Source organism: Pseudomonas sp. LB1P83 (assembly GCF_054897885.1).
In genome coordinates this window covers 4,791,412-4,804,810 of sequence record NZ_CM142709.1, presented here as the reverse complement: position 1 = coordinate 4,804,810, position 13,399 = coordinate 4,791,412, and the positions used below count along the sequence as shown (strand labels likewise).

At 59.7% G+C, this 13,399-nt stretch carries 11 protein-coding genes; 5 read left to right on the top strand and 6 right to left on the bottom strand.

Features of this window, described 5'->3' with window-relative positions; genetic code table 11:
- Positions 1–328: 328 nt before the first annotated feature.
- Positions 329–1,678, bottom strand: a complete 1,350-nt coding sequence (locus ACYZTY_RS21980) for an imelysin family protein (RefSeq protein ID WP_461955456.1) — start codon at positions 1,676–1,678, stop codon at positions 329–331.
- Positions 1,679–1,913: 235 nt separating this feature from the next.
- Positions 1,914–3,965, bottom strand: coding sequence for a putative bifunctional diguanylate cyclase/phosphodiesterase (locus ACYZTY_RS21975; RefSeq protein WP_461955455.1), 2,052 nt, complete (start codon positions 3,963–3,965; stop codon positions 1,914–1,916).
- 1,119 nt (positions 3,966–5,084) lie between these two features.
- Here ACYZTY_RS21975 and ACYZTY_RS21970 point away from each other — a divergent pair.
- On the top strand, positions 5,085–5,450 hold the full coding sequence (locus tag ACYZTY_RS21970; protein WP_461955454.1) for a DUF6124 family protein: 366 nt from the start codon (positions 5,085–5,087) through the stop codon (positions 5,448–5,450).
- Positions 5,451–5,676: 226 nt separating this feature from the next.
- On the opposite strand, the gene ACYZTY_RS21965 is transcribed toward ACYZTY_RS21970, so the two are convergent.
- The 3 genes from ACYZTY_RS21965 to ACYZTY_RS21955 form a co-directional block, all read right to left on the bottom strand.
- Positions 5,677–6,273 carry a superoxide dismutase gene (locus ACYZTY_RS21965; protein ID WP_461955453.1) on the bottom strand — a complete coding sequence of 199 codons (597 nt, stop codon included), beginning with the start codon at positions 6,271–6,273 and terminating at the stop codon, positions 5,677–5,679.
- Between the two features lie 176 nt (positions 6,274–6,449).
- On the bottom strand, positions 6,450–7,052 hold the full coding sequence (locus tag ACYZTY_RS21960) for a LysE/ArgO family amino acid transporter (RefSeq protein ID WP_008156083.1): 603 nt from the start codon (positions 7,050–7,052) through the stop codon (positions 6,450–6,452).
- A gap of 5 nt (positions 7,053–7,057) precedes the next feature.
- A complete protein-coding gene (locus tag ACYZTY_RS21955) occupies positions 7,058–7,459 on the bottom strand; it encodes an ACT domain-containing protein (RefSeq protein ID WP_461955452.1) in 402 nt (133 codons plus the stop codon).
- Between the two features lie 96 nt (positions 7,460–7,555).
- On the opposite strand from ACYZTY_RS21955, the gene ACYZTY_RS21950 reads away from it, so the two are divergent.
- The 4 genes from ACYZTY_RS21950 to ACYZTY_RS21935 all read left to right on the top strand — a co-directional run bounded on the left by ACYZTY_RS21950 (position 7,556) and on the right by ACYZTY_RS21935 (position 11,644).
- A complete protein-coding gene (locus ACYZTY_RS21950) occupies positions 7,556–8,455 on the top strand; it encodes a LysR family transcriptional regulator ArgP (RefSeq protein ID WP_461955451.1) in 900 nt (299 codons plus the stop codon).
- A gap of 96 nt (positions 8,456–8,551) precedes the next feature.
- The gene (locus tag ACYZTY_RS21945) at positions 8,552–9,544 is read left to right on the top strand and encodes an NAD-dependent epimerase/dehydratase family protein (RefSeq protein ID WP_461955450.1); all 993 of its coding nucleotides are present in this window, start codon (positions 8,552–8,554) and stop codon (positions 9,542–9,544) included.
- Positions 9,545–9,664: 120 nt separating this feature from the next.
- On the top strand, positions 9,665–10,537 hold the full coding sequence (locus ACYZTY_RS21940; RefSeq protein WP_461955449.1) for an ATPase: 873 nt from the start codon (positions 9,665–9,667) through the stop codon (positions 10,535–10,537).
- A 258-nt stretch (positions 10,538–10,795) separates the two neighbouring features.
- Positions 10,796–11,644 (top strand): cache domain-containing protein, encoded by an 849-nt coding sequence (locus tag ACYZTY_RS21935; protein ID WP_461955448.1) that lies wholly within the window; start codon positions 10,796–10,798, stop codon positions 11,642–11,644.
- 108 nt (positions 11,645–11,752) lie between these two features.
- On the opposite strand, the gene ACYZTY_RS21930 is transcribed toward ACYZTY_RS21935, so the two are convergent.
- On the bottom strand, positions 11,753–13,270 hold the full coding sequence (locus tag ACYZTY_RS21930; RefSeq protein WP_461955447.1) for an MDR family MFS transporter: 1,518 nt from the start codon (positions 13,268–13,270) through the stop codon (positions 11,753–11,755).
- Positions 13,271–13,399: the final 129 nt, after the last annotated feature.

Sequence of the window (13,399 nt, the reverse complement as noted above, 5' to 3'; positions counted from 1 at the left end):
TCTATGTTGGCTGACGCGGCCCCATCGCGGGCAACGCTCCCACAGGATCCGCGCAAGACTTTGTAGGAGCGAGGCTTGCCCGCGAAGGCGGCATTACATTCAGCATTGATGTTGACTGACGCGGCCTCATCGCGGGCAAGCCACGCTCCCACAGGATCCGCGCAAGACTTTGTAGGAGCGAGGCTTGCCCGCGAAGGCGGCATTGCATTCAGCATCTATGTTGGCTGACGCGGCCTCTTCGCGGGCAAGCCTCGCTCCTACAGAGGGGCGTGTCAGGCGGGCATGAAAAAGGCGACCCGAAGGTCGCCTTTTATTCAGCCAGCGTTGATCAGAACTCGTGATCAGCGTTGTCCGGGTTCAGGTCGGTGATGCCCAGTTTGCCAGCGGCGGCTTCGATCGAACCGGTCTGCTTGACCAGGGATGCGATAGCGTCACGGACGATCTGGTTGCCAGCGGTGTTGCCGGCAGCGATCAGCTGGTCGTAGTGCTCACCCTTGTTGGCGTGATCGACGATGACCTGCATCTTGGCTTCAGTGGCGGCCAGATCGGCTTTCAGTGCGGTGTCGGCAGCCGGGTCGGCTTTGGCCACCAGGGACGACAGGCTGGCGCCGGTCATTTTGGTGCCGTCGACGCGGGTGTATTCGCCCAGGTAGACGTTACGCACACCCTTGGCATCGTAGAACTGCGAGTTATGGGTGTTGTCGCTGAAGCAATCGTGTTCGTCTTCAGGGGAGTTGGCTTCCAGGGAAACCTTCATGCGCTCGCCCGCCAGTTCGCCCAGGGACAGGCTGCCCATGCCGAACAGCATTTTGCGCAGGCCGGTATCAACCGGTTCGGCTTCCAGGGTGGCGCGGTAGTTGTCGGCCACGTTCGGCTTCCAGTTACCGACCATTTCTTCCAGGTCGCTGACCAGCAGCTGGGTCACGGATTTCAGGTAAGCGCGGCGACGATCGTTGTGACCGCCAGTGGCGCCTTTGCCTTCGAGGTAATCGGAGGCTGGACGTTTGCCGGCGCCAGGGCCGGTGCCGTTCAGGTCCTGGCCCCAGAGCAGGAATTCGATGGCGTGGTAGCCGGTGGCGACGTTGGCCTCGGAACCGCCCAGCTCGTTCAGGCTGGCGAGTTTTTCCGGGGTGATGTCTTTGACGTCGATCTTGTCTTCGCCGACCTGAACCTGGACGTTGGCGATGATGTTGGCCGTGGCGCCTGGGTTACCCAGTGCGTGCTCGTAGGATTTGTCGACATAGTCGATCAGGCCTTCGTCCAGTGGCCAGGCGTTCACCTGACCTTCCCAGTCGTCGATGATGGTGTTGCCGAAACGGAACACTTCGCTCTGCAGGTAAGGAACGCGGGCAGCAACCCAGGCAGCCTTGGCGGCTTTCAGGGTGTCGGCGTTCGGCTTGGCGAGGAAGGCGTCGACGGCGGTTTGCAGGGTTTTCGCGGTGGATTCGGCATCGCTGTAAACGGCGAAGACGATGTCGGCGTAATGCGCGACAACGGCTTTGGCAGCGGCTTCGTCGACTTTGCTGGTAGCGGCAGGTGCGGTGGCTGGAGCCGGCGCGGTCGTGCTGGCGGCCGGCGTAGGCGCTGGAGCTGCAGCTTTGTCTTTGCCTTCGCCACAACCGGCGAGGGAAATAGCGATGGCCAACAGACTGGCGGTAGCCAGAGGCATACGAATCATGGCGAACATCCTGCTTCGAGAGGGGGTGGTATGGCGCAGCGAGTGCGCAAAACTGCGACATAATGCAAATCTTTCGCATTATGTGTAAAGGGTTGTAGCTGGAAATATTTCTTATTCACACAAGAGTTGTGTCGTGGATCAAAAGATCGCAGCCTCGTTTCACTCGACAGCTGCTACAGAGGCACACGGACCCGTAGCAGCTGTCGAGTGAAACGAGGCTGCGATCTTTTGATATCTACAAAATAGCTGCGTTACTGCGCTGTGCCTGTTTCAGGTAGGCACTCAATTCCCGCGCCGGCAGCGGTTTGCTGTAGTGGTAGCCCTGACCTTCATGGCAGCCTTCGGAGATGATGTAGGCCTCTTGCTCGGCGGTTTCCACGCCTTCGGCAATCACCTGCATACCCAGGCTCTTGCCCAGCTGGATGATCGCCCGAACGATGGTGGCATCGTCGTCGTCATCGAGCAGGTCCTGCACGAAGCTCTTGTCGATCTTGATCTTGTCCAGCGGCAGGCTTTTCAGATAACTCAAGGACGAATAACCGGTGCCGAAATCGTCGATCGCAATCAATGCGCCGGAGCGACGCAGGCTCAACAGATGCTGGGCGGCGGTGCTGATGTCTTCCATCAGGCCGGTTTCGGTGACTTCCAGCTCCAGGCTGCGAGGAGGAAGGCGGTACATCTGCAGCAGGTTGTTGACCACCCGCGGCAGCTCGGCGTGGTGCAGTTGCACCGTGGACAGGTTCACCGCCATGCGCAGGTCGCTGAAACCCTGGTCATGCCATTCGCGCAATTGTTTGCAGGCCTGATCCAGCACCCATTCGCCGATGGCGATGATGGTGCCATTCTGCTCGGCCAACGGGATGAATAGGTCGGGCGGCACCAGGCCATGCTCGGGATGCTGCCAGCGAATCAGCGCCTCGACGCCCACCACCCGGTGATCGCGGTAGCTGATTTGCGGTTGGTAGACGAGGTAGAACTGGTCCCTGCGCAGGGCGTCGCGCAGGTCTTTTTCCAGTTCCCGGCGGCGGCGCATCTCGGTGTCGACGCTGGCGATGTAGAACTGATAACGGTTGCGCGAGCGGGTTTTCGCCAGCGTCATGGTCTGCTCGGCTTTTTGCAGCAGTTTCTCGGTGCTGTCGCCGTCCTCGGGAAACAGGGTGATGCCGATGGTCGCGCGCAGGCGGATTTCCTGATGATCGAGGGCAAACGCCGCTTCCAGATCATCGAGAATGCTTTGCGCCAGTTCAGCGGCTTCATAAGGTTGTTCGATATCGGCCTGAACCAGGGCGAATTGGTCGCCACCGAGACGGGCGAGGGCGCCGAGGCGACCACTGTGAGCGCGCAGGCGATCGGCCAGGGCCAGCAGCAGTTGGTCGCCGGTCTGATAGCTGAACTGTTCGTTGATCCCTTTGAAGTCGTCCAAGCCCACCACCAGCACCGCAACCCGACGTTGCAATTTGCCAGCGTCGACCAGGATCTTGTCCAGTTGCTGCTGCAATTGCTGACGGTTCGGCAGGCCGGTGAGGAAGTCGTACTGGGCCATGCGCAGCAGGCTGTTTTCCGCTTCGTGGCGCAGGTGGGTATTGCGTTCGATGGATTCGAGCAACTGGTTGGCGGTGTTGATCCAGATACCCAGTTCGTTCTTTTCGTGGCCCTTGAGCTGCGGAATCTTGTGTGCGCTGGGGCGGTCCGGATTGATTTCGGTCAGGTGTTCGATGATTCGCGACAGCGGTTTGGTCAGCAGCCAGTGGTAGACCAGGTACAGCACCAGGCCCATGGCCAAGGCGCGTAACACGCCGGAGATGAAGATGATCACCGAGCTGACGATGAAACCCTGCCCGTAGGTGGCGGTGTCGAGGGTGATGCTCAGGTCGCCGTAATATTCGCTGTAGGGGCCGCGGCCTACCAGTTGGGTGGTAAAGGTGCGTTCTTTGCCGAGGATCAGGTCGGTCAGCCAGCGGCTGTTTGAATGCTGCAACTCACGGGATTTTTGCGCGAGCATGGCTTCGTTGGGATGGCCGATGGAGGCCTGGCGCACGGCGTCGTCCTGGAACAGGCCTTCGATGACTTGCATGCCCATTTCCCGGTCCAGGCTGTAGACGGCCTGGGTGGAGGGGTCGCGGAACATGTCGAGGATGCGCTCGGCATCGTTGGCCACGGCCTGGCGTGTTTTATAGGCATCGAAAACGATCTGCGCGCAGCTCAAGACCACGCCGACGATCAATGCCGACAGGAGCACGACCCGGAGCAACTTCACCGACAAGCTGTTCTTGAGTTCCAGCTTCAAAGGGGTATTCCTTGTTCCGTGCGGGTAGCATCAAGTTGCCATGAGTATTGGCAATCCCGTGTTGGCAGTCAAAGGGACAATCAATCTCAGGGTTTTTTGCCGGTAGCTTGGCAGAAATGCTGTTGTTTTGAGTATTTGCCCTATTAGTACTGTGTCGGTAGTTGGGTCCTTCAACTTGAGGGGGATTGGGACTATTTTTCCGTTTGTTGATGGTAGCCTGCTGTGGCGTGGGGGCAAGGGACTGAACGCTGGTTTCATTGTCGGACATTGGCCTGGTTGCTTGGCGGCCTTATAGCCGACCATGTTCTTGTTGGTTGTGTACATATCCATTCCTGCGGTAACGGCCACTTATGGTTTCGCCCTTACGGCGACTCCCTTTGGCAAACGCCCCAAAGGAAGCAAAGGTCTTCGCCCCAACGTCCGGCGCCTCGCCTAGGCTCGGCGTTCCTTCGCTCCGGCATTCATCTGGGGGCATCGCCTCCGGTCGGCTTCGCTTCGACCTCCTCTCGATGTGTTCGACTTCGTCGAACGGCGCTACGCGCCTACCCCCAGATGAACGCCTCCACTCAGCCTCCCGACGGGGCGGGCAGATCAAGATCAAGATCAAGAGCAGGCGAGCTAACGCTCGGCCTATTGAGTGGTGAAAAGCGAAGCGTGTACGCCGATCCATTGTGGGAGCTGGCCTGCCAGCGATGGCGGCCTGACAGCCGACCAATTTCTTTCTCCTTCCCCCGATTGATCGTTCCCTACGCGCAGCAAAGGAATGCAGTCCGGGACGCTCCGCGTTCCATTTTTGTGTTGAGTGATGTGTAAAAAACACAGCGATTTCCCACGCATTTTTCAGGTTGCCGGGTAGGAAGCAGTCTCTCTAATCTCTGGCTGTCGCTGAAAACTCAGCGACCGGGTGTGAGAGCCCGGCAACTTATGGTCATCCAGTGTCTGTACACGCATAATCGCCGCCAGCTTACTCGCTGCCAGTAATTGCGTTATGGCGGCTGTGTGCGGGCGGACTTCGGTCCGGCCGGGTGTCCATAACCGGTCTTCTCACCTCGCACATAGCTGCCACCTCTTCGCCGTGTGAGAAGCGGCAAGTGGAGGCTCCAACGCTGGAGAAATTCAATGGACAAATTAATCCCCGATCCACCCGTCAACACCGCACCCACCTCCGAAGCCCCCGAAGCCGAAACGCTCCTCCGAGACCGCGAAGCCATAAAACGCGCCCTCGACTATTACCTCGACCCGCCAGACCAATATCTCGAAAAACCCCGTCGCCCCAGCACCATGTTCATGATCACCCCCGACATGGACAGCGAAAGCCTCCTGGTCCAAGCCTGCGAGTCCCTGGCCTCGGCCAGCGTCATGGCCAGCGATTTCGCCGCGAACCTGATCGGCCCGCAGCGGCACACGGTGTTGGCGATTCAGCAGATCATCATGCTGGCGGAGTTGGCGGTGAACCGAGCCTTGGATAACGTCGATCCGGCGTAGTAGTTCAAAGACCGCGTTATCGTTCATCGCGAGCAGGCTCACTCCCACAGAGGGCGTTGTCGTTCGCGAATTCTGCATACGACGCAAATTAACTGTAGGAGCGAGCCTGCTCGCGAGGCGGCCGGACAGCCGACCCATTTTTCAAGGCCGCTCAGGGCTCTCTGACTTTTCTCCAGCCCATAAAAAAACCCGGCATAAACGCCGGGTTTTTTGTCTGGCGTCGATCTTAAGCCTTGAAGGTTTTGCCTTCAAATTGCTCAGCCACGAATTTCCAGTTGACCAGGTTCCAGAACGCTTCGACGTATTTCGGACGAACGTTGCGGTAGTCGATGTAGTAAGCGTGTTCCCAGACGTCGCAGGTCAGCAGCGGGGTGTCGCCGTTGGTCAGCGGGTTGCCGGCGCCGATGGTGCTGGCCAGGGCCAGGGAACCGTCAGCCTTTTTCACCAGCCAGCCCCAACCGGAACCGAAGGTGCCGATGGAGGTTTTGCTGAATTCTTCTTTGAACTTGTCGAACGAACCGAAAGAAGCGTTGATGGCTTCAGCCAGCGCGCCGGTTGGTTGACCGCCGGCGTTTGGCGCCAGGCAGTTCCAGTAGAAAGTGTGGTTCCAGACCTGCGCGGCGTTGTTGAAGATACCGCCCGAGGAAGATTTGACGATTTCTTCCAGAGTCTTGCCTTCGAACTCGGTGCCTGGCACCAGGTTGTTCAGGTTCACGACGTAGGTGTTGTGGTGCTTGTCGTGGTGGTATTCCAGAGTTTCCTTGGAAATGTGCGGCTGCAGGGCATCGTGTGCGTAAGGCAGCGGCGGCAATTCGAAAGCCATGATGATTCTCCTAATCAGGTCAGTTGCGGTGAGCGCAAGGCCGATCACGGGCGGCCAGACAAGCGCCGGGGAGTTTGTACTCTTTGCGGCGCATCGAATCGGATCATAGCACCGGGGGTGCGGCATAACCACGCAACAACTGTGTGGAATAGAGGTTCCAGAGCCTTTTGGAATAATCAGCCGGCAACGATTAATTGAAAGGCCACTGCAAACATCATTACCGCGACCAACAGATCGAGAATCCGCCAAGTGCTCGGCCGGGCCAGCCACGGCGCCAACCAGGCGGCGCCCAGTGCCAAGGTGAAAAACCACAACAACGACGCGCTCGCGGCCCCCACCACATAAGCACCGGGCTCGGTTTGTTGCGCGCCGAGCGAGCCGATCAACAGCACCGTATCCAGATAAACGTGCGGGTTGAGCAGGGTCACGGCCAAGGCGCTGAGCATCACCGCGCGCAGCGAGCGCACCGTCTGGTTTTCACCTTGTTGCAGGCTTTGTTTCGAGCACGCCCGGCGCAGCGCCTGGCTGCCATACCAAATCAGAAATACAGCACCACCCCAGCGGGCGACCGCCAACAAGGTCGGGTTTTGTGCGAGCACCGTCGCCAGTCCGAACACCCCGGCGGCAACCAATAAGGCATCGCAGGTCACGCACAACGCCGCCACCGGCAGGTGATGTTCACGCCGCAGGCTTTGCGCCAGCACAAACGCATTCTGAGTGCCGATCGCCATGATCAGCCCAGCGGCCACCAGCAGGCCGTTCACATAGCTTTGCCACATAAGGTTTACTCCGCGTTGGCTGCCAGGTCCCGCAGTACTTGCAGGGCGCGTTGAGCATCGGTTTGACCGACGAATAAATGGTCGTGGTAGTACCCGGCAATCACGTTGCAACTGATGCCGGCCTGGCCCAGTGCCGTGGCGAACGCGGCGGTCAGGCCGACGGCTTCGAGGGCCGAATGCACGTTCAAGGTGATCCAGGCCGCGACGTAGTCGAAGCTGAAACCGGCCTGTTCGGCGTGGGAACGTTCCAGAATCACTGTCAGGCCTTCCTGCTCGCGAAAGCTGCCGACGATCTCGAGACCGTCGGGCAACTTGCCGTCGCGCAGCGTGCAGAACACGTATTCGCCGTCGTTGAGCTGCGGGCTCATGCTGCGCAGCAGCGTTGCCAATGAAGTTTCGCCAGCCATGTCGGTGATCCTTGTTCAAGAGTTCTTGCTGGCCATTCTCCGGTGCAACGCTGTATAAGAAAAACCAATCATGCTGATCGCTCATTAGGAAAACTGATGTTCGACTATAAATTGCTTTCTGCCTTGGCCGCCGTGGTCGAGCAGGCCGGGTTCGAGCGCGCTGCGCAGGTGTTGGGTTTGTCGCAGTCGGCGATCTCCCAGCGCATCAAGCTGCTGGAGGCGCGGGTCGGCCAGCCAGTGTTGGTGCGGGTCACACCGCCGGCGCCCACCGAGATTGGGCGGCGCTTACTCAACCATGTCCAGCAGGTGCGTTTGCTTGAGCGCGATCTACAGACGCTGGTCCCGGCGCTGGATGAAGAAGGTCTGCCAGAACGCCTGCGCATCGCCCTGAATGCCGACAGTCTTGCGACGTGGTGGGCCGCAGCCGTCAGTGATTTCTGCGCCGAGCAACACCTGCTGCTGGATCTGGTCGTGGAAGACCAGACGGTCGGCCTCAAACGCATGCGCGCTGGCGAAGTGGCCGCGTGCATCTGCGCCAGCGAGCGCCCGGTGGCTGGCGCACGCAGCGTGTTATTGGGCGCCATGCGTTATCGAGCGCTGGCAAGTCCAGCATTTATCGCCCGACATTTTCCTGAAGGCGTGCGGGCTGATCTGCTGGCCAAAACCCCGGCGCTGGTGTTCGGCCCGGACGATTTCCTACAGCATCGCTACCTCGCATCCCTCGGTGTCGATGGCGGTTTCGAGCACCATTTATGCCCATCGTCTGAAGGCTTCATTCGCTTGACCGAGGCCGGACTGGGCTGGGGCCTGGTGCCGGAATTGCAGGTGCGCGAGCAACTGGAACGCGGTGTTTTGCTGGAGCTTTTGCCAGATAAGCCCATCGATGTGCCGCTGTACTGGCATCATTGGCGCAATGGCGGTCAGCTTCTGGGGTTGCTGACCGATCAATTGGTGCGCTCATCCAGGCAATGGCTGGTGCCCTGGAAGCAGTCATAAGCGTCAAGCTGCAAGCTGCAAGTGAAGCGCTTGCGGACCGTTTTTAACTTGCAGCTTGTAGCTTGAAGCTCACAGCTGCATTTGTTGGAGCTCTACATGAAAATTCTGGTCACCGGCGCAAGCGGCTTCATTGGCGGACGCTTTGCGCGTTTCGCCCTGGAGCAAGGCCTGGACGTGCGGGTCAACGGTCGCCGGGCCGAAAGCGTCGAACACCTGGTGCGCCGTGGCGCCGAGTTCATCCAGGGCGACTTGAGCGACCCGGAACTGGCCCGCGAGCTGTGTTCCGATGTCGAGGCGGTGGTGCATTGCGCCGGCGCGGTCGGTGTGTGGGGGCGTTATCAGGACTTTCACCAAGGCAACGTGCAGGTCACCGAAAACGTGGTCGAGGCCTGCCTGAAGCAGCGCGTTCGGCGCCTGGTGCATTTGTCGTCGCCGTCGATCTACTTCGATGGTCGTGATCATCTTGGGCTGACCGAAGAACAGGTGCCTAAACGGTTCAAGCATCCCTACGCCGCCACCAAATTCCTCGCCGAGCAAAAAGTCTTTGGCGCACAGGAGTTCGGTCTTGAAACCCTGGCCCTGCGCCCGCGTTTCGTGACCGGGGCCGGTGACATGAGCATCTTCCCGCGACTGCTGAAGATGCAGCGCAAGGGGCGACTGGCGATCATCGGCAACGGCCTGAACAAGGTCGATTTCACCAGCATGCAGAACCTCAATGAAGCGTTGCTGAGCAGCTTGCTGGCCAGTGGTTCGGCACTGGGCAAGGCCTACAACATCAGTAACGGTGCGCCGGTGCCGTTGTGGGACGTGGTCAATTACGTCATGCGCAAGATGGAAGTCCCACAAGTGACGCGCTACCGTTCCTACGGTCTGGCTTACAGCGTTGCCGCGCTCAATGAAGGGGTGTGCAAGCTGTGGCCGGGTCGTCCCGAGCCGACGCTGTCGCGACTGGGCATGCAGGTCATGAACAAAAATTTCACCCTGGACATCAGCCGCGCCCGGCATTATCTGGATTACGATCCGAAAGTCAGTCTCTGGACGGCCCTGGATGAATTCTGCGGCTGGTGGAAGGCCCAGGACATTCGCTGACTTTCCAGTTACCCGTCTGCCAGCACTGAACCGAGTTTGGCGTTGAGGGTCAATCGGTGCGGCAGTGGGGTTTATACTCGCCGCATATAGCGATCACCGCGTTCTACAAAGGTTGACTCAATGTCCATGCGTAACGATGCCAACGACGACTTCGATTTACCGAGCCTGCGCGCAGACGTCCCCGATGACGATGATTTTCCGACCACGACCCGCACCTCCGTGCATTCGCGGACGGCGCCGGTCGTCAAAGTCAAAAGCGCCAGCACCGGCCCTCTTTGGGCTTTGGTTGGCGCGTTGTTCTTTGCCTTCGCCGGCCTTGCCTGGTGGAGCTTTCAGCAGATTTCGCTGATGGAACAGCAACTGGTGGCCACCCAGGAAAGTTTCGCGCGCATCAGTGAGGATGCGGCGGGGCGCTTGCAGGACATTTCCGGCAAGGTGGTCGCCAGCCAGACCAACGTCACCAGCGACAGCGAAGCTTTGAAGCTGCAAATCAAGCAGTTGGAAACCCAACTGCTGGATCAAGGCAAGCAGCAGCAAGGCGTTGTCGGTCAGACCAGCGATCTGGACAAGCGTCTGGCACAGATGACTGCGCAAACCACCGATCTGGACAAACGCCTGGCGCAGATCACCGCCCAGAGCACCGAACACCAGACCACCAACACGCAATTGCAGGCGCAGGTCAAAGCCTTGAGCACCGAGTTGGCCGCGCTGAAAAGCACCCCGGACGACAGCAGTAAATTCGACGCCCAGCTCAAAAGCCTCGGCGCCGACATCGTAGCGCTGAAGAAACAAGGCAACCCGAGCGCCGCTATCGAGCGTCTGGAACAGGACATGATCGTGCTCAAAAGCGAGCAGGACAACCGCCCGTCTCCTGCGCAAGGCGCCACCAATATTGCGGAGTTCGACGCTTTCCGCGGGCAAACCACCCGCAACATCAACACCCTTCAGGCGCAGATCCAGAATCTGCAGCAACAACTGCGCGCCCGGCAGTAAACCTTCGGCGACCCTGTGTAGCCGCTGTCGGACCTGTAGCAGCTGTCGAGCCCCAGCGAGGCTGCGTCCGGCTGCGTAGCAGTCGTAAAATCAGCCAACACGGTGTTTCAGGTAAACCGAGTTGATTGGATTGACGACTGCTTCGCAGCCGGACGCAGCCTCGCTGGGGCTCGACAGCTGCTACAGGGTTCTGAATGTTCGTACATATCCCATTGCCGTCTACGCTCTTGAAACACCGAAAAGAACGAGGGATGCATTATGGGGGGGCTGCACAAGTTAGCCGTGCTCGGCGGGATGCTATTGCTGTGCCTGGGGCAGGTTCAAGCCGCCACAGTGGAAAAGGACGACAGTCAGGCGGCCAAAGCCTTGCTGGAAAAAGCCCTGGCTTATTACCACGACAACGGCGACAAGGCCTTCGCCGCCTTCAGTCGCCAGGGCGAGTTTGTCGACAAGGATCGTTACGTCTTCGTGGTCGATACCAAGGGTGTGATGCTCGCCAGCGGCGGGCCGTCTTCGGCGTTGATCGGGCGTGATGTGTCTGAAACCCTCGGGCCGGATTTGCAGAAAGCCTTCAAGGACGCCTTGAACGTGCCGGAGGGCAATGGCATTCAGCAGGCTGAATATCGCTGGCAGAACTGGTCCGACGGCAAGGTCGAGCGCAAGCATGTGTTCTACCAGCGCGTTGGCCAGCGGATTATCGCCGTGGGTTACTACCTGCCACGGGCGTCGGCGGAGCAGGCGATGGCCTTGCTGAACAAAGCGTCGACCGACCTGGCCAAGGACGAAAAGGGCACGCTGACCGCGATCAATTCCCTCAAGGGCGGTTACTTGCAGGATGACCTGTACGTATTCGTCGTCGACTTGAACACCCAGCGTTACGTGGCCCACGGCACCAATCTGCGGCTGATCAATACAGACTTCGGCAAGATCAAGGACCCGGAAGGCAAACCGGTGGGCGAGCCGATCCTGGCATTGATCGCCAAACAGGATGACGGCGAATACGAATACCGCTGGAAAAACCCGGTGACCGGCAAGGTTGAAGACAAGCATGCCTACCTGAAAAAGGTCGGGCATTTTCTGGTGGCTGTCGGGTATTACAGCCCTTGATTCATTTGTGTCTGTGAGGACGCCTTCGCGGGCAAGCCTCGCTCCTACGGGGATTACGCTGTTCCTGTAGGAGCGAGGCTTGCCCGCGAAAGCCGCAACTCGGTCTATCTATCGAACCTTATCTTCCCGCCCACGCAACACCATATTCGGCATCGCAATCGCCGCCGCCAACCCCAACAACGACACCGCCGCACTGACCATCAACAAATGCTGGAAGGTCAGCAGCAACTCAGCACGCAAGGCGTCCTGCGCATCCCCCGGCGCAGCGTTCAAGCCATCCAGCAACACATTCCCCGAACTGCCCTCGGCAATCAGCGACGAGCCGGCCAGATGGGCAAAGCTCGAATCCTGCAGCAACGCCAGCAGCAGCGCCGACATCAACGCCACCCCCACCGCGCCGCCCAGCGAGCGGAACAGGTTGGTGGTGCTGGTGGCGACGCCGATATCCCGTTGTTCCACCGAGTTCTGCGTCCCGACCAGGGACGTCGGGAACTGCATGCCGCCGGCAATCCCGCTGAGCAACATAAACAGACTGCTGAGCAAGAAAACCTGGGGCGGACTGAACGCCATGCCGAGAATCGAGATCGGCATAAGGAGGGCGCCGGCCAGGATCATCGGTTTGTAGCGCCCGGTCACCGACGTGCGGCGTCCGGCAAAATAAGCCCCGATCGGCAAGCCCATGGCCAGCGGCAACAGGTGCAGCGCAGCGCTGTCGGCCCCGGCGCCGGTGACGCTCTGGAAGCGCAGCGGCATCAGCACGATCAGCGAGATGGCCTGGAAACTGGTGAAGAAAATCGTGCACCAGCACAGGATCGCGTTGCGGTTGGCGAACAGATGCATCGGCAGCAACGGCTCCCGTGCCCGGCGTTCATGCCAGACAAACAGCGCCAGCACCAACACCGCACACCCGAGCAGGCCCAGCACTTCGGCGCTGCGCCACGAGTGGCCCTGACCGACTTGGGTGATGCCCAGCAGCAGCGCGGTCAAACCGATGATCATCAGCAACGTGCCGAGGTAATCGATGATCGGTTTGCGTTGTGGCACAGGCAAACCCACCAACGTGCGATTGGCCACCAACCAGGCGCCCAGGCCCAGCGGCAGGTTGATCAAAAATACCCAGCGCCAGGACAGGTATTCGGTCATGTAGCCGCCGAGCACCGGACCGGCGACACTGGCCACGGCGTACATGCTGCTGAAATAACCCTGATAGCGACCGCGCTCCCGGGGTGGGACGATGTCGCCGATGATCGCCTGGCTGACCGAAATCATCCCGCCCGCGCCGATGCCTTGAATGATCCGCGCCAGCACCAGTTGCTCCATGCTCTGGGCCATGCCGCAGAACAACGAAGCGAGGGTGAACAGCCCCATGCCGAACAGCATCAACTTGCGTCGGCCGTACAGATCGCCGAGTTTGCCGTAGATCGGCACGGCCACGGTCATCGCCACCATGTAGCCGGAAATCACCCAGGCCAGCAGGCTGACGTCCTTGAATTGCGCGGAGATGGCCGGCATTGAGACGGCGACGATGGTCTGGTCCAGCGCGCCAAGAAAAATCGCCAGCATCAGGGCGATCAACACGCTGCGAATGGCCGATTTAGGCGTTTCAGGCTGGTTGAGATTGGTCACGGGCAGAACCTGCGGGCAGTGATTGACCCGCAAGGCACCAGGCGAGCGGGGATGCTCGCCAGTGTATCAGGGCGTGTCATCCATTATTTCCCGCGTCGCGTTGCCGCCTGAAAGCGGGCCAGGCAAGGC